The sequence below is a fragment of the Labrys sp. F242 genome (genome assembly GCF_057813875.1).
Genome location: NZ_JBVASG010000004.1, coordinates 66370 through 89103 on the forward strand (window position 1 = coordinate 66370; position 22734 = coordinate 89103).

The 22734-nt window shown below is 60.5% G+C and carries 18 protein-coding genes; 12 read left to right on the forward strand and 6 right to left on the reverse strand.

The annotated features are described in order from the left end of the window. Positions 1 to 24 precede the first annotated feature (24 nt). A complete protein-coding gene (locus ACZYTC_RS23795; protein ID WP_488990688.1) occupies positions 25 to 2004 on the forward strand; it encodes a copper amine oxidase in 1980 nt (659 codons plus the stop codon). Between the two features lie 358 nt (positions 2005 to 2362). Here ACZYTC_RS23795 and ACZYTC_RS23800 read toward each other — a convergent pair whose 3' ends face one another. After that, the gene (locus tag ACZYTC_RS23800) at positions 2363 to 3004 is read right to left on the reverse strand and encodes an HD domain-containing protein (RefSeq protein WP_488990689.1); all 642 of its coding nucleotides are present in this window, start codon (positions 3002 to 3004) and stop codon (positions 2363 to 2365) included. A gap of 117 nt (positions 3005 to 3121) precedes the next feature. Here ACZYTC_RS23800 and ACZYTC_RS23805 point away from each other — a divergent pair, with 117 nt between their 5' ends. From ACZYTC_RS23805 to ACZYTC_RS23835, 7 genes are all read left to right on the forward strand, one after another. After that, positions 3122 to 4090, forward strand: a complete 969-nt coding sequence (locus tag ACZYTC_RS23805) for a GlxA family transcriptional regulator (RefSeq protein ID WP_441774087.1) — start codon at positions 3122 to 3124, stop codon at positions 4088 to 4090. A gap of 521 nt (positions 4091 to 4611) precedes the next feature. Continuing rightward, positions 4612 to 5118: an RNA polymerase sigma factor gene (locus tag ACZYTC_RS23810; RefSeq protein ID WP_488990690.1), complete on the forward strand. Its 507-nt coding sequence runs from the start codon at positions 4612 to 4614 to the stop codon at positions 5116 to 5118. Positions 5119 to 5357: 239 nt separating this feature from the next. Continuing rightward, a complete protein-coding gene (locus tag ACZYTC_RS23815) occupies positions 5358 to 6320 on the forward strand; it encodes a FecR family protein (protein WP_488990691.1) in 963 nt (320 codons plus the stop codon). A 117-nt stretch (positions 6321 to 6437) separates the two neighbouring features. Further along, positions 6438 to 8840: a TonB-dependent siderophore receptor gene (locus tag ACZYTC_RS23820; RefSeq protein ID WP_488990692.1), complete on the forward strand. Its 2403-nt coding sequence runs from the start codon at positions 6438 to 6440 to the stop codon at positions 8838 to 8840. Between the two features lie 121 nt (positions 8841 to 8961). Further along, a complete protein-coding gene (locus ACZYTC_RS23825; RefSeq protein ID WP_441774083.1) occupies positions 8962 to 9780 on the forward strand; it encodes an ABC transporter substrate-binding protein in 819 nt (272 codons plus the stop codon). A gap of 34 nt (positions 9781 to 9814) precedes the next feature. Next, positions 9815 to 11761, forward strand: coding sequence for a Fe(3+)-hydroxamate ABC transporter permease FhuB (gene fhuB, locus ACZYTC_RS23830; RefSeq protein WP_488990693.1), 1947 nt, complete (start codon positions 9815 to 9817; stop codon positions 11759 to 11761). Further along, on the forward strand, positions 11758 to 12615 hold the full coding sequence (locus ACZYTC_RS23835; RefSeq protein WP_488990694.1) for an alpha/beta hydrolase: 858 nt from the start codon (positions 11758 to 11760) through the stop codon (positions 12613 to 12615). The genes fhuB and ACZYTC_RS23835 overlap by 4 nt, the downstream gene beginning before the upstream one ends. Before the next feature lie 517 nt (positions 12616 to 13132). Here the strand turns inward: ACZYTC_RS23835 and wrbA are convergent. After that, positions 13133 to 13732, reverse strand: a complete 600-nt coding sequence (gene wrbA, locus ACZYTC_RS23840; RefSeq protein ID WP_441774080.1) for an NAD(P)H:quinone oxidoreductase — start codon at positions 13730 to 13732, stop codon at positions 13133 to 13135. Between the two features lie 524 nt (positions 13733 to 14256). Here wrbA and ACZYTC_RS23845 point away from each other — a divergent pair. After that, entirely contained in the window at positions 14257 to 14760 is a 504-nt protein-coding gene (locus ACZYTC_RS23845; protein WP_434961116.1) for a hypothetical protein, read from the forward strand. 247 nt (positions 14761 to 15007) lie between these two features. On the opposite strand, the gene ACZYTC_RS23850 is transcribed toward ACZYTC_RS23845, so the two are convergent. Beyond that, entirely contained in the window at positions 15008 to 15598 is a 591-nt protein-coding gene (locus ACZYTC_RS23850; RefSeq protein ID WP_434961115.1) for a TetR/AcrR family transcriptional regulator, read from the reverse strand. A gap of 76 nt (positions 15599 to 15674) precedes the next feature. On the opposite strand from ACZYTC_RS23850, the gene ACZYTC_RS23855 reads away from it, so the two are divergent. Then, positions 15675 to 16589 carry a haloalkane dehalogenase gene (locus ACZYTC_RS23855; RefSeq protein ID WP_488990695.1) on the forward strand — a complete coding sequence of 305 codons (915 nt, stop codon included), beginning with the start codon at positions 15675 to 15677 and terminating at the stop codon, positions 16587 to 16589. 213 nt (positions 16590 to 16802) lie between these two features. Here ACZYTC_RS23855 and ACZYTC_RS23860 read toward each other — a convergent pair whose 3' ends face one another. Further along, on the reverse strand, positions 16803 to 17822 hold the full coding sequence (locus tag ACZYTC_RS23860; RefSeq protein ID WP_488990696.1) for a 1-aminocyclopropane-1-carboxylate deaminase: 1020 nt from the start codon (positions 17820 to 17822) through the stop codon (positions 16803 to 16805). Between the two features lie 138 nt (positions 17823 to 17960). Between ACZYTC_RS23860 and ACZYTC_RS23865 the strand changes: the two genes are divergently transcribed. Next, positions 17961 to 18437 carry an Lrp/AsnC ligand binding domain-containing protein gene (locus ACZYTC_RS23865; protein ID WP_434961112.1) on the forward strand — a complete coding sequence of 159 codons (477 nt, stop codon included), beginning with the start codon at positions 17961 to 17963 and terminating at the stop codon, positions 18435 to 18437. Positions 18438 to 18950: 513 nt separating this feature from the next. Continuing rightward, a complete protein-coding gene (locus ACZYTC_RS23870) occupies positions 18951 to 21029 on the forward strand; it encodes a caspase family protein (protein ID WP_488990697.1) in 2079 nt (692 codons plus the stop codon). Positions 21030 to 21172: 143 nt separating this feature from the next. Here ACZYTC_RS23870 and ACZYTC_RS23875 read toward each other — a convergent pair whose 3' ends face one another. Both ACZYTC_RS23875 and ACZYTC_RS23880 read right to left on the reverse strand, forming a co-directional pair. After that, entirely contained in the window at positions 21173 to 21970 is a 798-nt protein-coding gene (locus ACZYTC_RS23875) for a phosphodiesterase (protein ID WP_488990698.1), read from the reverse strand. A 211-nt stretch (positions 21971 to 22181) separates the two neighbouring features. After that, positions 22182 to 22688 (reverse strand): DUF2165 family protein, encoded by a 507-nt coding sequence (locus ACZYTC_RS23880; protein ID WP_434961108.1) that lies wholly within the window; start codon positions 22686 to 22688, stop codon positions 22182 to 22184. Positions 22689 to 22734: the final 46 nt, after the last annotated feature.

Below are 22734 nucleotides of genomic sequence, written 5' to 3' on the forward strand. Positions count from 1 at the left end.
GAACATCGAGACAGGGAGGATGCAATGAACCTAAAACAATATCTGGCCTCCGCCAGCGTGATCATGGCGCTCAGCGCCTCTGCCGCAGTGGCCCATCCGCTGGATGGACTGACCGCGGAAGAATATCAGAAGATCAACAAGATCCTGCGCGAAGGCAAGGTTGTCGACGACAACACTCTCTTTCCCCTGATCGAGCTCAAGGAGCCTGCAAAGGAAAAGGTGCTCTCGTGGAAGGAGGGCGATCTGCTCGATCGCGAGGCCAATGTGCAGTTGACCAGTCCGCAAGGCTTCAAGGAAGCCGTGGTCAACATCACCAGGGGAACGGTCGAAAGCGCGACGCCGATCAAGGGGCAGCCGATGGTGCTGTTCACCGAGTTCATGGGCGCTCTCCAGGGCGCCCTGGCCGATCCGGATATGATCGCCGGCCTGAAAAAGCGCGGCTTGGCGCCGGAACAGGCGTTCTGCCTGCCGTTGACGGCAGGCAATTTCTTCACCGAGGAGTATCGAGACTCCCGTCTGATGAAGGTGCCGTGCTATCGGGTTCCGGAAGGCTCCAACTACTACGCCAAGCCGATCGAAGGTCTTTTCGCCGTCTATGATGTCGGCAAGAAGAAGGTGCTTCGTGTCATCGATACGGGCGTGATCGAGGGCCCCAAGGACAATTGGGGCTATACCGAGAAGGAGGTGGCCGCGCGCGAGCCGCTCCGTCCGGAAATGAGCCCGGCAACCCTCTCGCAGCCGGGCGGGCCCAACTACAAGATCACCGGCAGCCATCTCGAATGGGACATGTGGCGCTTCAACTTCCGGGTCGACAAGCGGCCGGGCCTGGTGGTGTCCAACCTCGATGTGAGGGACGGGGACCAATGGCGTTCCGTCATCTATCAGTCGCACCTGTCGGAAGTGTTCGTGCCTTACATGGATCCGACGGAAGGCTGGTACTGGCGCACCTATATGGACAGCGGCGAGTATGGGTTTGGCTTGTTCCTCAGCCCATTGCGGGCGGGCGTCGATTGCCCGAGCCATGCGACCTTCCTGCCGGCAACCATTGCCGACGACAAGGGCAATCCGCTGACCATACCCAACGCCATCTGCATATTCGAACGCAGCATCGGCGACCCGGCATGGCGCCATTTCGAAGTCTTCGCCCAGAGCCCGGAAAAACCGCTTCCCGCGGAAGGCCGGCCGGCCACCGAACTGGTAATGCGCACAGCCTCGGAGGTTGGAAATTACGACTATCTGATCGACTATCGTCTGCAACAGGACGGCCAGATCAGGATCATGATCGGAGCGACCGGCCTCGACGCCGTGAAGGGCGTGGCATCGACCTCGATGAAAGATCCGACGGCGGCCAGCGACACCGCCCATGGCACGCTGATCGCGCCGAACCTGGTGGCCGCAAACCATGACCATTATTTCAACTTCCGGATCGACTTCGACATCGACCAGTCGATCAATCATTTCGGCACGATGGACATCGTTCCCGCAAAGCTCGACCCGAAGAGCCCGCGCCGATCGATGTGGACAGTCCAGCACACCATGCCGAAAACGGAGTTGGAGGCGCGCTACCAGCTTTCGGCACTGAAACCACGCTACTTCATGATCTCCGATCCCTCTCGCAAAGGCTATCTCGGCCAGGAGCCGGGATGGATGATCCACCATGGTGATGTCGCCTACGGCCCGTTCGATTTCGCCAACGATCCGCCGATGAAGCGCAACGCCTATATCGAGTATTCGGTCTGGAACACGGTCTATGACCCCGAACAGCAATATGCCGGCGGCAAGTTTGCCATGCAGAGCGACGGCGCCGATACGCTGCCTCAATGGGTCAAGGCCAACAAACCTCTGATGGGCAAGGATATCGTGACCTGGTTCACCGCCGGTTTCCACCACATCCCGCGCATGGAGGACTGGCCCGTGATGTCGACCGAATGGAAGACCATCCATATCGAGCCGCATAATTTCTTCGCCCACAATCCGGCGCTGACGATCCGCGCGCCGAAGTAAGATGGACGGCACGCCGATGGCTCGCCTGGAAAAGGGTGGGCCATCGGGACTTTAAAGCTTCATCAGCCACTTCGCGGCAGTTCGCACAGTGAGGTCACGACGCCAAGCCCCCGAAATGAATTCCGGCCTGCAGGTCCCAAATCGGGTAGACCCGAGATGTACTGCTCGGCGTCAAGGCAGTCGCCTGATGGCGATGAATTGTGGGTATGCTGGTCTCCCAGTCAAAGGCCAAAGCGCGTTCAGGTTTGAATGCTTGTTTGCCCTAACCCCTTGTTTCGAAGCGTATTTGCGACTCTTGGTGCTTCCGTCTCATCGTAAAACGCTCTAGCCGCACAGCGTGTTGATGGCGGCGGCCGTTTCAACCGTGCCAGTGCGAGCAGCGAATGACGCTGCAGAAATTGCCGCGGTGGAAATGGGGCTCCTTGTCGGCGATGACGTCGGCCTTGACGTTGCCGAAAGTAGTCTGCGGCTTGTGCTTGATGCCGTCGTAGAAGGCCTGGATGATGTCTTCCTTGAATGTCGGCGTACGCGGAAAGGCGCTGACGACGGCCTCACGCTCGGCATCGGAATAGTGACTGTAGGTGAGCCCAAGCACGTCCATCTCGACGCCGGCTGTCACGAGGGCGACGACGGGGTGCATATGCTGCGGCACGCCCGGCGTGGTGTGGAGCGCGATCGCGGTCCAGACGGTGTAGGCCTCCTCTTCGGAAAGACCGTGGCTTCTCAGGAAGCCACGCGCGGCATGGGCGCCATCGACCTCGAAACGCTCGTTCTTGCTGCTATGGCCGGGCATGAGGCCGAGATCATGAAACATTGCGCCAGCATAGAGAAGCTCACCATCAAATTTGAGCCCCTTCTGGATGCCCGCCAGCGCACCGAAATGATAGACGCGACTGGAATGATTGAAGAGAAGTTCTGTCTCACTATCGCGAATAAACTCGGTGATTGCCCGCGCCAACGTGCTGTCGGGGATCTTCGCTTCTTTCGGTATGAGTGGCATTGCCTGCTCCTGTATTTTCTACTCGCAGGCAGGCTAGAACTGGGATAGTTTGTCTGCAATCGATGTAATGTATCAAAAGCAGACAAATTCAGATCGAAGCGGACGTGAATGCAGGTCATGGCGAAAACGATCGTGATGGTGGCACTGCCGGGCGTGCAGCTTCTCGACGTCTCCGGTCCCCTGGACGTCTTCGCCGAGGCGAATGCCCAGGCCGGCCGTGAGATCTATCGCCTGCTCATTGCGGCGAGCGAACCGGGGCCGATCCGCGCCTCCTCCGGGGCGCGGCTGATGCCGGATCGCATCATCGACGGCGATACTGAGGAAGCGATCGACACGCTTCTCGTGGCCGGGTGCCCGAATGCAGCCGAGATGCCGGCGGATCGCGTCGTCGTCGACTGGCTACGCCGGAGGGCACCAATGGCCCGACGATTCGGATCGGTATGCAGTGGTGCCTTTTTCCTGGCGGCGGCGGGTTTGCTCGACGGCCGGCGCGTGACCACGCATTGGGCTGTGGCCGAGCAACTGGCAAGGCAGTTTCCGGGCGTCACGGTGGACGAGGACGCCATACAGGTCAGTGATGGAGCGCTACGCACCGCCGCGGGCGTGACGGCCGGCCTCGACCTCGCCCTTTCCCTGGTCGAGGAGGATCTCGGCCACGAGATTGCCATGCGCGTGGCAAGCCAGCTGGTGATGTTCTTCAAGCGCCCGGGCGGGCAGATGCAGTTCAGCCGCAAGGGCGAAGCCGTGCCGGCAGGGCGGGCTGCGCTTCAGGAGCTGCAGCGTTGGGTCGCAGCCAATCCCGGACACGGCCATAGTGTTGCGAGCCTTGCAAAGCGCATGGATCTCAGCCCGCGCCACTTTGCTCGCCTGTTTCGCAGCGAAGTCGGCATCACACCGGCAACATGGGTCGAGGAGGTACGGGTGCATGCGGCGCGGCGGCTGCTCGAACAGGGGCACGAAGCCCCCAAACAGGTCGCAGTACATTGCGGGTTCGCCGATGCCAACACGTTGCGACGCGCCTTCACGCGCCATGTCGGCGTAACGCCGGCGGAATATCGCAAGCGCTTCGCCCTCATCGCAGCCTGAACGGTGTCGGCCGGCTCGCCGAGCGTTGGGACATGCTTCAGGAGGAAGCGACCAAGGTCAATCCGTCAGCGGGCTGCCGATGTTAGGCAACGCCTTTCCCGCATGACCGCATTGAATTCTTTAGCTTCAATCGAGGAACTGGATTCATGAAATTCGCGGGCTTTGTGCCCATGGCGTGCTCGAGTTCGTGCCCCGTTGGGTGCGTACCGACCTGATGAACAGCCGCGAGGCAGAAGTGGCTATGCCCCTCGATGCCTTCGTTGCCGAGACGATGGCGGTTCTCGCCATCAACGCCCAGTCTAGAACTTATATAAAACATTGTTATTGCAAGAGAATTCCGAGAATGGCAAAGGGAGGCATGCTCCCTCAAGCTGGCCGATGTCGTGACTCAAGCTCCGTGCCTCTTCCCTTCGTCATCCCTCGTCCGTATCTGCGTGGATCTTGATGAGGAAATGTCTCCGCAAGCCTCGCCGCATGACCTGATGGCAAGTCGGCACCCTGGTCTCGGGGGAAACCAATAAGTGGGTCTGGACATCCGCACATTGTTTCAGCGCTACGCCAAGGAGATTTCCAACACGCTGCGGCGTAAGGGGGCCACGGCTGAAAATGCCGCCGATTTGACGCAGGAAGCGTTTCTCAGGCTACTTTCGGTTGGATCGCACACCGATGTGGATCATGCCAATCCCCGGGCCTTGCTTCATAGCATTGCACGCAATCTGCGCATTGATCAGCAGCGCCGCGACCGGCTGATGCTAAAGGACGACCTCGCAGACCAGGACTTCGCAGCGATCCCGGATGGCAAGCCGTCGCCGGAGACGATCGTCATCGACCGCCAGAACCTTGCGATCGTGGCAGCCGCGCTGGCGGAATTGCCGGATCGCACGCGCCGGGCTTTCCAAATGCACCGCCTGGGCGAGAAGACGATCAGCCAAATCGCAGGAGAACTCGACCTGTCGACAACCAGGACCTGGACGCTGATCCGTGAAGCCTATCTTCATGTTCGAGCTCGGCTGCGCGAGAAGGCCTAGAGCATCGCGTCAACGAGCGGGCGCCGATTTTCGGCAAAAACGATGCGACGACAATAACCTACAGCGTCGGGCCTCAACCCGAAATCGGGGCCGACGCCGTAGGTGCGGTGAAAGGCGTCAGCCAATCCGGCATTATGTGAAGCCTTGTCCGTGTTGGGAAAATCGTTTCCGCTCATCCGTTCTATTGATGTAGTCAGGAGTGGCTGGCTGGCGCCCGATCGTCAGCCCAAGGACCATCAATGAACGAAACTTCCCCCCAGGAAGATCGGCTGTTCGAGGAAGCAGCCGATCTCATGATCCGCCTCCAGAATGATCCGGCCAATCCGGTGTCCCGGGAGATGGTGAGGCGCTGGCGCGCCAGAGGCCCGGCCTATGAGAAGGCATGGCTCGAGGTTTCGGAAATATACGGCATCGCCGGTCGGGTCCTTGCCCCCGGTTATCAAGCTGAACCGCGCTTCCCGAGGGGTTTGACGCGTCGTAGTCTTTTGGCTGGAGGAATGATCGGGGCAGGGGCCCTGGCTGGCGGATATCTCGCTTTACCGGGCCTGATCCTTCGTGCCCAGGCGGACCATCTGACCGGCACGGCGGAAATCCGTCGCATCACGCTTCCCGACGGTGGCGCGGCAACGCTCGGTCCCGATAGCGCCATCGCTCTGCATTACGACAGTAGCCAAAGAACCGTCACCTTGTTGGCAGGCATGGCATTTTTTGAAGTTGCCAAGGATCCCTCACGCCCCTTCCGAGCCGCGGCCTCCGAGATGGTCGCCACCGCGCGCGGCACGGCTTTCGACCTCGGCAATGACGCCGGGCTCATTTCGGTTTCGGTGGAACACGGATTGGTCGAGATAGACGTTCCCGGCCCAAGTCTGGTCGATGGTAACCGGCTGGCACCCGGCCAATGGGCCACTTTCGACGAGCGCACGCGCCTTGCCACGCGGGGCAGCCGGGATATCCGGCAGATTGGCACCTGGCGCAGCGGCCAGATCCTGGTCGAGAACGAGCCGATCCGGGCGGTCGTGGCAAGGATCGCGCGCTGGCAACCGGGACGTGTCTTGATTGCCGATGCCGGTTTTGGCGCCAACCGCATCAGCGGGGTCTTCGATCCCAGCAATCCCCTGCGCGCCCTGGAAGCGGTAGTGCACCCGCTGGGAGGCCGGGTGCGTTCGATCGGCCCTTACCTCACCGTGATATCGCGCGCTTAAAAAAGCTTCGCAGAGGGGAGAAATTTCGCACCCTCCATTCGTCTTCACTCAAGGGGCCCGCTCGCGATCCGATCGTCGAGTGGAGCTGGGCCCCGGTGTCGACGAGGAGGGTTATCGATGGTATTGGCTCGGTGCTTGCGTGGGAGCCTATCCGGCCGGGTGTTGTGGGTTGCCCTGACAGCTTCGAGCGCCATTGCCCACACACTGCTCCCAAGCCCGGCAAGCGCACAGGTCGCGCGGGTTCAATTCATCATCCCAAAGGGACCGCTCAGCCAGGCCCTGGCGGCGTTCGGACGTCAAAGCGGCCTGCAGATCACCTATCTGCCCGCGATCGCGCGAGACAAGTCATCGCCCGGTATCGCCAGCTCGGTCACGCCGCAGCAGGCGCTTTCGCGTTTGCTGCGTGGAACGGGCCTGTCCTACACTTTTACGAATTCGAGCACGGTCGCGATCACGGCGCCCATTGTCCGGGACGGAACGGCCAGCATCTCCGGCGCCATCGAGCTCGATCCGGTCGTGGTCCAGGGCAATGGCGACGGCAGCACCGGTTACGTTGCCACGCGTAGCGCGACTGGCACGAAGACCAACACGCCCCTGATCGAGACCCCGCAATCGGTGACGGTGCTCACCCGCAAGGAGCTGAACGATCGCAATGTGCAATCCTTGACGCAGGCCGTCGCCTACACGCCCGGCGTGCGTACGGAGTCCGCGGGTTTCGACTCCCGTTTCGACTCCTTCTCCATCCGCGGTTTCGACGTCACCTATAACGGTATCTATCGCGATGGGCTGCGCCTTCCCGGTGCCAACATGGCGGTCTTCAAGGTCGATCCCTACAATGTCGAGAACATTGCGGTGCTGCGCGGTCCGAGTTCGGCCTTGTACGGACTGGGATCGCCCGGCGGGCTGGTCGACATCACTTCCAAGCTTCCTGTCGATACGCGCTTTGGTGAAGTGACGCTGGAGGGTGGCAACAGGGACCACATTCAGGGCAATGTCGACCTTGGCGGTCCGCTCGACGCCGATGGAACGCTGCTCTATCGCCTGACCGGAACCCTCAGGGACGGGAAGGCAGCCAACGTCCTCGGCGGCGGCGATGACAAGCTGGCCAGCCTGGCGCCGGCCTTCACCTGGCGCCCGAACGACCAGACGACGCTGACCTTGCTCGGCGAATATCTCGAGGCCAAGACGCCGGCCGCCTTCCCCTATTACGGGTGGGCCGGTTCACCCTCGAACCAGTATTCGCAAAGCGATCCTGACTACAACAGCCTCGAGCAGACCCAATATCGCATTGGGTACCAGTTCGAACACAAGTTCGACGATACCTTCACTTTCAGGCAGAAGCTTCGCTACGGCAGCGTCGACACCGAGGTTCGCTATACCGGCGTCGGCAGTGTCGATACAGAGACGATGATCGCCAAACGCTCGCTGGGCTATGTCCATGACGTTATGGACTCATTCGCCGTCGATAACCAGCTTCAGGCTGATTTTTCCACTGGGCCCGTCGAGCATAAGCTGCTGGCTGGCCTGGATTATTCCTACCTGACACTCAACAGCCGCATCGGCTTTGGCGATGGGCCGGACCAGAATCTTGCGACCGGCGCTTCGCTTGGGCCGTTCATTGATCCAGCCTTCGACACCATCACGAGGCAGAAGCAGAACCAGCTCGGTCTCTATGTGCAGGAACAGGCCAAATACGACAAATGGATCCTGACACTGACCGGGCGGCAGGACTGGGTTGAAACCCGGACCCATATCCAAACCCGCGAGCCGGTGAGCAACACCCGGCAGAGCGAGTCCGACAGTGCCTTCACCGGGCGCGTGGGCCTGACCTATCTGTTCGACAATGGCCTTGCTCCCTACGTCAGCTATTCCACCTCCTTCAATCCCAACCTTGGTTCAGCCAACGGAATCGGATTCAAGCCCACGACCGGCAGGCAGATCGAGGGTGGTATCAAATATGCTCCCACCTGGTTCGACGGCATGGTCACTGCCTCCATCTTCGACATCACGCAGGATGGCGGCATCGTCTCCATCAACAATGTTTCGTCGCAGCGAGGCAAGATCCGCGGACGCGGCTTCGAGCTTGAGGCCGTGGCCAATCTCGGTGCCGGCTTCAGCCTGCGCGGTGCCTATACCTTCCTGGATCTGAAGACGATCACCGGGGAGATTGGAACCATCGGCAAGGTGCCGACCGCGACGCCGCGCAACAGTTTCTCGACCTGGGTCGATTATCAGGCGCCTGGCGACATTGCCCTGGCAGGTTTCGGTGCCGGCCTCGGCTTGCGTTACCTCGGAGAAAGCTATGGCGACGCCACGAACTCCTTCAAGAACGAAGCGGTTGCGCTGGTGGATGCCAAACTCAGCTATGATCTCGGGCAGATCAAGCAGGGGTTGAAAGGCTGGGATGTGCAAGCCAATGCCCGTAACCTGTTCGACAAGAAATACACCACCTGCGAGGCCGGGTTCTGCTACCAGGGCGCGCGTCGGGTCATGACCGCCAGCCTGCGCTATCGCTGGTGACGTCTTGCAGTTCGGCAAACCTTCATGTCTCTCGCGCAGCCGCCGGGGCTTCATGACCGGAGGGCTGGCCGCGCTTGCGTATGGGCTTGGTGTTGCATCGGCAGCGCCGTCGGCCTTGCAAATGGCTGCGTATCCCGCGCGTATTGCCTCGCTCGACGATGGCTTGACCGAAACCCTGCTCGGTCTGGGCGTGACACCGGTCGCCATGCCGCAGGTCGAAGCCTGGAACGACTGGGTGGTCGAACCGCGCCTGCCGCCGGGCATCGTCGATCTGGGAACCGACCGAGAGCCCAATCTCGAACTCCTGACGCAGCTTGCGCCGGATCTGATCATCACCACGCCCTATCTGGCCGCAATCGAGCCTGTGATGGCACGCCTTGCACCGACGCAGACCTTCTCCATCTACGCCCCCCCAGGGGGACGTCCCTATGAACTGAGCGTCAGGGAAACGCTTCGGCTTGGCGCGTTGCTCGGGCGCGATGGCCCGGCACAGGCTTTGGTCGCAAAGAGTGCGGCGACGATGGCGCAGCTGCGCGACCTACTTCGTCGGGCCGCTGACAGGCCCTTGCTGGTTGTCAATTTCCTCGATGAGGGGCATCTGCGCATTTACGGCAAACGCAGCCTGTTCCAGGATGTGATCGAGCGATGCGGTCTTGCCAATGGCTGGACTGGCTCGACCAATTACTGGGGCTTTTCGACGATTGGCCTGGAAGATCTGGTCATAAATCCGGAAAGCCGGCTGCTCTATCTGGAACCGGTCGCCCCCGATATTCTACAAAGCCTCGAAAGCAACCCGGTGTGGAATAGCCTGCCGTTCGTTCGCGCGGGGCGCATCCATCGTCTGCCTGCCGTGTCGGCCTTCGGTATGCTGCCTTCCGCGATGCGCTTTGGTGCCTTGCTGGGCGCTCATCTTGCAGCTGCCGAAAATGCCAATGGTTGAGGACGCGCGCCGAGGGGGCCCCGCAGCTCTCACCATGATCCTGCTTGTAGCAGCGGGAGCCTTGAGCTGGTCGCATGCCGCCGGGCGCCTGCCCTTCGGAATTTGGCTTGAGGCCCTGTGGAGGGGGGACACCGCCGACACGGCCCAGATGCTGTTCGCCTACAGCTTCCTGCCGCGCCTCGTCGTTAGTCTCCTGTGCGGAGCCTCGCTGGGGCTGGCCGGCGCGCTGTGCCAGCTTTCATTGCGCAACCCTATAGCCTCTCCGACCACGCTGGGCATTGAGGCGGGAGCGAGCCTTGCCCTGAGCGTGGCGATGCTATGGGCACCATGGCTGTTTGCCTTCGGGCGGGTTTGGCCGGCTCTGGCAGGCGGATCGCTGGCAGCCACGGCCGTCCTGGCCTTGTCTTGGCGACAGGGCCTCGCCCCGATCTCAGTCGTTCTCGCGGGACTTGTCACAGGCCTCTTCTGCGCGGCTCTTACGGCCATGCTGGCCCTCTTCAAGACCGAGTATCTAGCCGGGCTCTTCATCTGGGGCAGTGGTTCGCTCAGCCAACAGGGCTGGACGGTGGCGGCTAAACTCGCGCCTGTCCTCGTGGCGGCCGCACTGACCGCTGTTTTGCTGGTACGGCCCTTGACGCTGTTGACGGTTGACGACGCCAAAGCACGAAGTCTCGGTCTTTCCGTTGCTACCGCAAGGCTGTGTGCGCTGGCGCTCGCCGTCGGGCTCAGCGTCAATGTCGTCAGTGCGGTCGGCGTCATCGGCTTCGTCAGCCTCGCAGCTCCCGTGCTGGCCCGCTCCCTGGGAGCGCGGCGTGCGGGCCACCAACTGGTCTGGTCGACGACAATGGGCGCCGGCCTTCTGTGGCTCGTGGACCAAGGCGTTCAGACGGCAGACGCGCTATCAGGTCTCAGCCTCCCGACAGGCGCTGTAACGGCCCTGCTCGGCGCGCCTCTCCTCATCGTCTTGCTCGTGCGGCAAAGGAGTGTCCCGCTGGTGCCTCCACCTCCCTTCGTGGAGAAAGCGCCCCTTGCTCCCGCAATCAGTAACCGTCTCATCGGGTTGATGATCCTCTTGGTCATCGTCCTCGTGCTGTCCACCACGGTCGGAAGGGATGGCGGAGGGTGGCATCTGAGCCTCGGCCATGAGTTCGATAGGTTGGTGCCCTTGCGGCTGCCCCGCGCGATTGCGGCTCTGGCAGCAGGCACGATGCTGGGCCTGGCCGGATGTCTCCTTCAGCGGCTGACGGGAAATCCCATGGCCGGTCCGGAAGTTTTGGGTGTCAGCGCAGGAGCAGCCTTCGGCCTTGCCGTTGCGTTGTTTTCCCTGTCCACGGTCGGGCAAGGCGCACAAATGCTTGCAGCATCGATCGGCGCTTTCATTGCACTGGCAGCCATCCTGGCTCTCGACCGCAAGGCAAGCCCTGATAGAGCGTTGATTGTCGGAATAGCGTTTGGCGCCATGTTTGACGCCATGATCAACGTATTGATGGCCGGCGGGGATCCGCGTGCGATGCTGCTGTTAAACTGGATGATGGGCTCGACCTATTCGGTGGATGCCACGGCAGCTCTTGTGAGCATCGGTGCGGCATCAGTGCTCTTTGGCGGATTGTTGCTGACCGTGCGCATGCTGACCATCCTGCCGCTCGGCAGGGGCATGTCGCTGGCTCTCGGCCTCAATCCTACGCACAGCCATGTCCTCACCCTGGGCTTGAGCGCCCTCCTTGCCGCCATGGCGACTTTGATCGTAGGGCCGCTGAGTTTCGTGGGCTTGATGGCACCGCATCTGGCGCGTCGCCTCGGCATGCGTCAGGCCCTGGCGGAACTGGCAGGGGCAGCCATCATAGGAGGGCTGGTCATGGTCGCAGCCGACTGGTTCGGCCGCACCATTGCCTTCCCGCGGCAGATTCCGGCTGGATTGGCGGCATCCTTGATCGGAGGCCCATCCTTGATTTGGCTCTTATCACGCAGGTCACCATCATGAGCACACCAGCCCCTATCGCCGACACGATCTATTTCGATCTGACCCCAGCATCGAAGATGCCGCCCTATCGCATTTTCCTGCGCATTCCCAAGGAAGCACTGCCGCCACAGGGGTGGCCCGTCCTCTATTTCCTCGATGCCAACGCCATCGTTGGAACGATGGTCGACATCGTACGTGTCCAGGCGGCCTATCCACTTGGCACCGGTATCATGCCGGGTGTTCTGGTCGGTATCGGCTATCCCACGCCGGAAGCCTATGACAGCGTCCGCCGATCCTGGGACATGGGTCCTCCACCCGGCATGACCTATCCGCCTCACACACAGGATGGCCCCGAGGTGCGCACCGGGGGAGCCGACCAGTTCCTGGCGTTCATCGAGGACGAACTCAAGCCCGTGATCGCATCCCTAGTCCCCATCGACGGAAAGAAGCAGGCCATATTCGGCCATTCCTTCGGTGGTCTGTTCGTGCTGCATGCTTTATTTCGCAAGCCCGAAGCCTTCTCGGCCCGGATCGCTGCGAGCCCCGCGATCTGGTGGGAAGGGGCTGGTATCGTGGACGAGGCCGAACGCTTCGTGGCGCGAACGCAGGCAAAACCCTCGGGACGGCTGCTGGTGATGGCCGGCGAGTATGAACAGCGGCTGGCTCCCTTTCAGGTCGGGGCGATTGACGCGGCCGACCGCGTCCGAGGCTATGAAGACAGCCGGATCGTCGACAATGCCCGGGCCATGGTGCACCGCCTGGCCGGCGTGCCGGGCCTTGTGGCATCCTTTCAATTGCAGGACGGCGAAAACCACATGTCGGTGCTGCCGGGCGCCATCAATCAGGCGGTCCGCTTCGCGTTCGGTTCATCGTGATATCTGTATCAAATAGGTTTCTTGGGTAAGTTGGCTTTGTGGCCGACGCTTTGCGTAAAATCTCGTTGGCCTGACGAAGCTCACGATTCTCCCGTTCAAGAAGCTTTATCTTCTCTACGACGTCACTCGGCTGACCAGTTCGCTTGCCGCACGACCTCGGTCTTCTTTGCCCATCCGTGCAGCGTCTTCGGCAAGCAACCTATCTTGGCTGCGATCGATGAAACAGCTGCCGATCGCGACGAGAGATCAGCCTTGTGATCCAAAACCGTTCGAATGGCCCACTTGCGGACTTCAGGTCAAAACTTGTTCGTCGTCTTGCCCATATTGGCTCCAATCTCTCATGTGTCGAAGCCTCCGGCAAACCCGGTGCGGTTCACGGGAGGCTGCATCGGTTCAAGCACGGCTTTGCCTTCGAAGTCCTCGGGCATGGCTTCTCCTTTGCAAAGGTTTAGCCTTCGCATGAATTGGCTCGGCAATATCGGTTGGAATTGCGGGGTATGCGGCCCGGCCTTTCGGATCAGTCGAAAAGCTTGGCCGCTGTTCGCGCAACGATTTCGCCCTGATGGCGGGCGCCCTGGAGTTCGATTTCGGAGGGCTGGCGCGAGCCATCACTGCCAGCAACCGTGGTTGCGCCATAAGGAGCGCCGCCGACGATCTCCTTGAGAGTCATCTGGCCCGCATGGCTGTAAGGCAGGCCAACGATGATCATGCCAAAATGTAGCAGGTTGGTGATGATCGAGAACAGGGTGGTTTCGTTTCCGCCATGCTGGGTTGCCGACGATGTGAAGGCCGCGCCCACCTTGCCGGTCAGGGCACCGCGTGCCCACAGCCCGCCGGCCTGGTCGAGAAAAGCCGCCATCTGGCTGGACATCCGGCCAAAGCGCGTGCCTGTGCCGACCACGATCGCGTCATAATGTTCGAGGTCCGCGATGCTGGCGACCGGCGCCGCCTGGTCGAGCTTGAAATGAGCGTTCCTTGCAATGTCCTCAGGAACGGTTTCCGGCACACGCTTGATGTCGACGGTAGCGCCGGCGGCGCGAGCACCGTCTGCCATGGCATTGGCCATGCTCTCGATATGCCCGTAGGACGAGTAATAAAGCACGAGGACCTTGGCCATGATGGGGGTTTCCTTCCGGTGAGGGGGCTTTGTGCTGGCTCGTTGAGATATCTGTGCCGTTTTCGTAGCTCTGCGCAGTCCTCGATGCTATCCCCTGGTTGAGCTGGTGTCCCCTGCGAAGTCGATCCTCTCGCCCCATGACGGAGCGAAATTCTACTGGATCGGCAGTCCAGACGTCGTTTTCTACGATAAGCTATTGATATAATTGCGAATTACAGAGATTCGCCGCGATTTTGACCCTCAACGGAAAGGGCCTCAGACTGCATTGCAAGCGGTTGCGTTTTAGTTTGAATAGTTCCAGAAAGAGGCTCTATAGTACCATTCCATTCCTGAAATTTTCCCAATGTAGGGCGGGGATGGTGAGAACCGACGGCCTACTTACGGATTGTGATAATACGGGGCGATCATCGCAGCGAGGGGGTTTCGATGCGTCAATTTTGGAAAGACAATGGCTGCGTCGCTCTACTGTTCCTTCGCACCAGCATAGCTTGGGCGGGTTGCTCCTCCAGCCAGGAGCCGGCACCATGAGCACACTTAACGTCACTCTGATCGTCATTCACACCTTGATCAGCATCGCCGCGATTCTTGCCGGCGTGCCCGCCGTGATGGACCTTTTCCGCTCGCGTGCGAGCTCGGGGTCGACATGGTTCTTTTTGATCACCGCCATCCTCACCAGTGCCACCGGCTTCATCCTGCCGCTGGCCGGCCTGACGCCGGCCGTGATCGTCGCTATCATCGCGCTGGTCATCCTGGCAGTCGTACTCATTGCCAGGACCCGCCTCCTCGCCGGCGCCTTCTGGCGCTGGATCTATGCCGTCGGCATGGTTGCCAGCCTCTACCTTCTGGTCTTCGTCGCCATCGCCCAGGCCTTTGGTAAGGTTGGTGTGCTGCACGAGGCCGCACCGACGGCTTCAGAGCCGCCCTTTACGATCACGCAGGGCCTGACATTGCTGTTCTTCGTAGTGCTGGGCCTTGCGGCGGCAGTGAAGTTCCGTCCGGCGGTTGCAGGAAGATACGCGGCGGCTTGATCCCGCCGACGCAGGGCAGTGTTCGGCAGCCTGATCCCTGGTGCGGGGTCGACATTCGCAACGATCGCAAATCCGGCATGCAACTGGGCGGTCGTCAGGCCGTCAGGGCTCGCCGAAGAGGGCGGCAGGTTGGGCCGGCACCCTGGATTTCCTGTCGGAGCAAGGCCAGAACGACAAAGCGACGTGGGATCAAACAGGGAGCATTCCGGCGGGTCCAAAGGACCGTGACCCGCCTGTCCGACACGTCCTACGATCCCTTTGCAAATATCCTGGTGAACGCAATCTTCTTGAAACGCTCCAGCGGCTCTTCGCTCTGTTCCACTTTCATGCGGAGAATGGCCCCCTCCCAGGACGTCAGCAGGAAATCCGCCAGATCCTGGGGAGAGAAGCGATCTTCGATCTCCCCCGCTTTTTGCCCTTCCGCGATGCATTCTTCGAAGGGGCGGAGCCACTCGCGGTAGATGGCGACAAGCCGCTCGCGAAGCGGCTCGCTGACCTGAGAGACCTCGATGCTGAAGTCGCCGATGAGGCACCCACGCAAATAGCCATCGGCGGCCAGCCGGTCGGTAATGATGTCGAGATAGCGCAGCAACCGGCCGCGCGGGGAAAGGGAGTGGTCGCCCAAGGCCTCTTCGACGATTGCCTGGGTCTGCATGAAGTAATGGTCGAGGACTTCCTGGGCGAACGCCTCTTTCGATCCGAAATGGTTGGTGAAGGAGCCTTGCGGCACGCCTCCTTCCGCGACGACGTCGCGTATTCCAGTCGCATGGTAGCCCTTGCGGAACATTACCCGCATTCCTGCTGCGATGAACTCGTTCTTGTTCGATGGTTTCGGCATGCATTGACAATACGCACGATCGTATTATAAGTCAAATCCACAATACGCTCGTACGTATATAGGGGAGGCGATTGTCATGTCAGCAAATATCGAAACATCCAGTCTGGCGGTACTCGGCTCGCACATGGCCTATCGCCATGCGGGCTCGAAGAGTGCCCCCGTCACGCTGTTCCTGCATGGAAACCCAACGTCTTCCTACATTTGGCGCCACATTATCGGAACAGTGGCGTCGCGTTCCCACTGCGTGGCCCCGGATCTGATCGGGTTCGGAGAGTCAGGAAAACCCGAAATCGATTATCGCTTCGTCGACCACGTGCGCTATCTCGAAGCGTTCATCGACGGGCTCGGCATATCCTCGGCCTATCTCGTCGCGCAAGACTGGGGGACGGGGTTTGCCTTCGAACTTGCGGCGCGGCGGCCCGGTTTCGTCCGCGGCCTTGCTTTCATGGAATTCATTCGTCCGATGGCGAGTTGGGACGACTTTCATCAGGTCGAGGCGGCGAGGGCGCTGTTCCAGAAGTTTCGAACGGCGGGGATCGGCGAGAAACTGATTCTGGACGACAATGTATTCATCGAACATGTCCTGCCCGGTTCCATCAAGCGCGCGCTCAGCGTCGACGAAATGGACGCCTATCGGGCGCCATTTCCAACCCCGCAATCGCGTCGTCCGATTTGGCGGCTGCCGAACGAATTGCCGATTGCAGGCGAGCCGAGCGACGTCTGGACCTTGCTCGAACGAGCTCATGTCGCTTTGCGCAGGAGTTCCTATCCTAAGATCCTGTTCGTTGGTGAGCCGGGAGCACTCGTCTCTCCAGAATTCGCCGAAGGCTTTGCGAGGCAGCTCCACAATTGCGAGGTCGTGCACCTGGGCAGCGGTGCGCATTATCTTCAGGAGGATCATCCCGATGAGATCGCTTCAGGCGTGTGCCGCCTGATCGAACTGCGTGAGAACGGGTTTGCTGTGTCGCCTGCGATCGATACATGCTTATGAAGGCTTCCCGGGAAGCAACGCCGATCCCGGGGGCCACGATGGAGTGCATGTGCCGCAATTCTCCGGCGCGATCTCGATGGGCCATTTCTTGCCGCGAGCGGCTGAGACGGCCCCGTACAGCTTGTTGCGCGAGAGCCGGAGGCCAGTCTCTTCCGGGGCCGTGCCCTCGCGCCGGTGTCGTTCCCGGCAAGCCCCGGGAATGGGCAATCCATGTCAGCCTTCGCGATAATAGTAGCTGTAGCCGTTCAAGGCCGGTGCGCCGCCGAGATGGGCGTAAAGCACGCGTGAGCCTTCGGGGAAGAAGCCCTTGCGCGTCAGATCGATCAGCCCCTGCATTGATTTGCCCTCGTAAACCGGGTCCGTCATCATCGCCTCGGTGCGGGCGGCGAGCCGGATCGCCTCGTTGGTTTCAGCCGACGGGACGCCATAGGCCGGATAGGCATAGTCCGGGTTGATGATGATTTCGTGCTCGCCGATCTTGCGGCCGAGCCCGACCAACGCCGCAGTGTTGTCGACGATGGTGCGTACCTGTGCCCGCGTTTGCTCGAGAGTACCCGAAGCATCGATGCCGATCACGCGATCGGCGCGCCCCTGTGCGGCAAAACCGACGATCATGCCGCCCTGGGTCGAGCCGGTGACGACGCAAACCACGACATAGTCGAACGTGAAGCCAAGCTCCGCCTCCTGTTTTGCGACCTCCTCGGCAAAGTCGACATAGCCGAGGGCGCCGAACTTGTGAACCGAGGCGCCGGCCGGGATCGGATAAGGCTTGCCTCCGGCCGCCTCGACGGATTGGATCGCATCCTGCCAGCTCTTGCGGATGCCGATATCGAAGCCGTCCTCGACGAGCCGGCAGTCAGCGCCCATCAGCCGTGTCATCAGGATGTTGCCGACCCGGTCGTAGACGGCGTCGTAGTGCGGCACCCATTTTTCCTGGATGACCACGCATTTCATGCCGATCTTGGCGGCGGTCGCCGCCACCATGCGCGTGTGGTTGGACTGAACGCCGCCGATCGACACCAGTGTGTCCGCTCCCGAGGCGATGGCATCCGGCACGATATATTCGAGCTTCCTGAGCTTGTTGCCACCCATGGCAAGGCCGGAGTTGCAGTCATCGCGCTTGGCATAGATCTGAACCTTGCCGCCAAGGGCTTGGGTGAGACGCGGCAGGTGCTCGATCGGCGTCGGGCCGAAGGTCAGCGGATAGCGCTCGAATTTTTCAAGAAGGGACATCGGACTGGCTCCATGAGACAGGAACCGAGCCTAGTCGAAAAGTCCTGGAGGGTGCTTTCGAATTTCACCTTCATCTTTTATAAAAATCTCGATCAAACTACTATTTGAGTGCAACTTGTTCCTAACAATAGGGTATAAATGAAAGAACCTTCCATCTCCGATCTCGATCGCATCGATATCAACATATTGCGCGCCCTCCATGGCGATGGCCGGCTGAGCAATGCCGAGCTTGCCGCACGCGTGAATGTCAGCCCGGCCACCTGCCACAGGCGCACGCAACGCCTGTTCGACGAGGGCTTCATCACCGGTGTTCGTGCCGAGATCGCCCCCGTCTCCGTCGGTCTCGGTGCCCTCGTGATGGTCGGTGTGGTGCTCGACCGTTCGACACCCGAAAGCTTTGCTGCCTTCGAGGGAGCGGTACTCAAGCTCAAGGAGGTCTTGGACTGCAATCTCGTGGCGGGCGATTTCGACTACCTGCTGAAAATCCGCGTCTGCGACATGGCGGATTTCAACAAGTTGCATGGGCAGAAACTGATCGCATTGCCAGGCGTGAGGCAGACGCGCACCTTCTTCGTCATGAGGGAGGTCAAGGACAATGCGCGCCTGCCGTTCTGACGGAAGGGTGCCCTTATTGGCGAAAGACCTGACCCGTCCTGTTGTTCTCTCGAGCATCGTACCGAAAGGGGGATGCCCATTTTTTCGAAGACAGGCGTTGCAAATATAGGAACTGCGCGGCGTGTTCGAGGTCCGTAAAGGTGGCAGGATCTTGGGCGGCCAGGCGCTCGAATTCGGCCCTGCTGGCGACTTGCCATTTCAGAATGTCCATGAAAGCCTGGTGGTGCCGCTGCAGGATCCTGAACCTTGATCGATCTCGGTTCAGCAGTCGCGCTTATGACTGTTGCGGGCTTGTTCGCGCATATGGCGTTTTGCTGATGGCCTGCGAAGGCGGGAACGGGAATGCGGGCCTTCCGATCCGCGGCAGGCCTGCAACGGTTCGGCACAGTCTTTTCCGCCGTCCGCAATCCGTTCGTCCCGCTCAATCAACTGGCTGCTGGAAGAGGCAAGTCAATTGCGGCTATAGAAGGAGGCGGGGCTCAAGCAATCGATCAACTGCAGGAAATGCCGAACTTGCTCACCCGCCTGTCCCTGCTTGCATTGATCCTGCTCCAATTCGGTATCGTCGAGAGAGTCAGGGCGGCCTCGCCCGAGGCTGGCTTTTGCCGCCAGATCCCGGCGGGCCGCGATAGCAGTGACAGGCGCGTGGCGCTGGTCGTGGGCAATGCGGCCTATCTGCATGGATTACCGGCGCTTGCAAACCCTGCCAACGATGCCGCCGCCGTCGCCGGGGCATTGAGCAGGCTTGGATTCGAGGTCTTCCTCATCACGGATGCCTCGGGCCGGCAATTGCAGGCCTGCCTGGCGCTCGCCAGCGCGCGAATGTCGCACGCCGCCATCGGCCTGTTCTATTATTCGGGCCATGGCATCCAGGTCGATGATGAGAACTACCTCGTTGCTCTCAATGCGCACGCAGGAAATCTCAAGACGGGCTTTGTGCCCGTGCAGCCGATCGTCGATGAGCTCCAACGCCGGGCCGCCGCGACACTCGTATTCCTCGACGCCTGCCGGAACAATCCGCTGGCGCGCCAGGGCCGTGAAGGCCTGTCGGTGTCGACCGGCCGCGGCATCCAGGTCGTGGCCAGCAGAGTCCCTGTCGCCAAATCCGCTTCGCCGCAGACCCATGGCCTGATGGTGGCCTATTCGACCTCGCCCAACTCGGTCGCCGTGGATGGCGATGGCGACCTCAGCCCCTTCACAGATGCTTTCATCCACAAGGTCCTCTCACCCGGCTACTCGATCCAGCGGGTGATGAGCGAGGTGACGAACGCCGTCGGTGAGCAGACGACATGGGCTCAAACACCCTGGATGAAATCCTCGCTCACCAGCGAGCTCAAGCTCGATGGTGAACAGACCTTGCAAGAGGCCCAGGCGGTCTCGCAAAATTGGGCGAACCTGTCGCTGAAGCTGTTGTGGACCCACGAGGGCCGGCAAGCCGCGCTGGCTGCCGCCTTGAAAGGGTTGCCGGCCGATCCGAGCGAGGCGACGCTCAAAGCGTTTCCGGATGCCTATCTCGCCGTCTTCTCCGCCATGCATGCCAGCATGTCGAAATTGCCCGTGAACGGCTTGCCCCTTGGCGATATCCACGGTGATCAGGTCGCGGTGTTTCGCTTGCTCGAGAACGGTGCTTCCAGCCTTGAGCTTTGGTCTCGATCACGCCAGGTTCTGTTGCGCCCGGTGACGGAATATCCCGCAAACGAGGCCCATGGCGCCAGATTCAGCCCCGATGGCACCCTCTTGTTGAGCTATGGCAACGGCACCGTCGCGGGATGGGACGTGGCCACTGGCGTCAAGCGCTTCGAGACCGTGATCGCTCATGAGGCTGTCGGTGGCCTGTTCGGCCCGCGCACATGGATCTTCGACATCGGCTTCAGTCCGGATGGGCGCTTCTTTTATGCAACCGCAACGGACAAGAAAATTCTCCAGATCCTCGACGCCCGCACGGGGAGTGTCGTCGAAGCCTTCGACAGCACCAGTTTTGCCCCCGTCCCGGATGCGACCCAGGCCCCCACGGTAAGATATATAGACGAAGACAGGCTGCTCCTGCTGCTGTCGTCGGGCCAGCAACCCGAACGGCCCGTGATTGCGACCTATGATCTGAAGGAGCATCGGCTGACGCTGATCGATCATGTTCCCGCAAGGTCCGTGACACATTTCGGTTATGACCCGGCAGGGCGTTACGTCGCTCTCACGGTCATGCCCGACAATGGCTTCAGCGGACAGGCTGATTTCATGGTCTGGGATCTTCGTTCCAAGAAGAGGGTCTTGTCAGCCAAGGGCCTGGTCATGGACGTCTCCTTCGATCCAACGGGGCGTTTCGTGCTCGCGAGTGCTGGAACGTCGTCGACGGTGTATGATCTTTACAGCGGCAAGGAGACCCGTCTGGCGGCGATACCATCCGGATTTCGGGCCATGCCCGGCTATATTGCCTCATCGACGGGACTGTCGCCCGTGGCGATGCCATCGGGGCCCTGGTTCTCCTGGGATCTGCCCAACGGGCGGGCGCTCGTCGATCTGGCCTTTTCGATGCTGCCCCCGGAACAGCAGGCGAGCGTGGCCCAGGATCGGGTCTCATACATCGGAAATGACTAGAGTGTTTTGCGATTTGGCGGAATTGCCAAGAATCGCAAAGATGCGTCGAATCAAAGAGTTAGAGCAAAATAGCGTTTCCGTCTAAACACGTTTTGCTGCATCGTGCCGAAAAGCGGATACCGGATGTAGAACGAGGTCGTCGTTCAGAAAAAGGGCATCGGCCCAGGAAAGCGTCCGATCGGAACCCAATGGGTCACCAGGCCTTGTCGGGGCCGCCAATGGTGCAACAAGAAGGCCGGTGGCTCGACATAGGAGGCAGGTGGGGCGCCCTCTGTCAGGCGGAGCGCGATGGAAGTTGCGGTACTCGGTGCGGTCAGGAGCGTGGTTCCTGCGAACCGTGCTTGCATGAAACGATGAATATGTCCGCAGAGGACGCGCTCGACATTGCCATGGCGGAGCAATAGCTCGGCAAGGCGCTCTCCACGAAGGCATTTATAGGCATCGATGACATCGATGCCGCTGTCGATCGGTGGCTGATGCATCAGGATGGCGGTCGGCCGATCCAGGTGTTCCGTCAGCGCTTTCTCGAGCCAGAGGAGGGCTGCATCATCGATTTCTCCGTAATGCTGGCCGGGAACGGTGACGTCGAAGCCGATCACACGGACCGGCCATCGCCCACCTGTATCGAAATGGAGAGGGCCAGCCGCCACCAGGTGGCCTGTTTCGCTGAAACAGGCCCTGAACGCCTCCCGCTCATCGTGGTTGCCTGGAATCGCATAGACGGGCTGGCGTAATCTGGATAGCGCGTGCCGGACGGTCTCGTATTCCGCTTCAGCCCCTTCATCGACCAGATCGCCACCGATGATGACAATGTCTGGCTCCGGCCTGAACGCTTTGAGTGTTTCAATCGCCAGATCGAACATCGCATTGGAGTCCACAAGCCCCTGATAGAGATGGCCTTTTTCTCGCAAGTGGGGATCGGATAAATGGGCGATCAGCACTCTGCTGCCTCATCATGTTTCTTAGCCAGTCATCAAAAGAGACTTCGGCCCCCGGAACAAGCCCGAACTATGCCCAGTCTTCACCCTCGCCAGGCAAATAATGGGCAGGGCGCTAGGGGCGCCGCGGCCGACAATCTATCGGCGCATGACCATTCCACTGTCGTGACGTCCCGGACGGCAGCCCGTTGGCTCGCAAAAGGTCAGGTCCCTCTCACGCCGTCGGGCGTTCGACGTCCTCGTCGGATTGCATGATGAAGATCAGTACGAGGAGAATGGTGACATAGAATCTGAAGGCGGGATTCTGGCCATTCCAGGTTGACGATTGCCACATGGCAAACCACTCCCCGCCGATTACCATGAAGCCAAAGAACCAGACGAGAAAACCGATCGTGGACGCCATGACGGCATAGTTCTTGGCAGCATGGAAGCTTCTTGCCGGCGCGTGACGGGCTTTCCAGAGCGAAGCGGTCGCAGCTAAGTATAAAATACAGGTAATTCCTTCACCGGCTATGATCAGAATATAGGAAGAATTCCATAAAACCGGAGTGCTGATCGACCTGTACATCAAGCTGTTGCCTGGGAACGTGCTGTCCATCGACAGGACGTGCTTTACGAATTCGTAGTTCGAGCCATAGTCGGTAATATTGCCAAACGTAACGAGAAAGGCGAAAGCGGCAAGGCAGAGGCACATGACGATCTTGGCGTAGCGCGTGGACATATGCTGTACTTCCTCGGTTGAGACGGATGGGCCCTCGATTTGAATG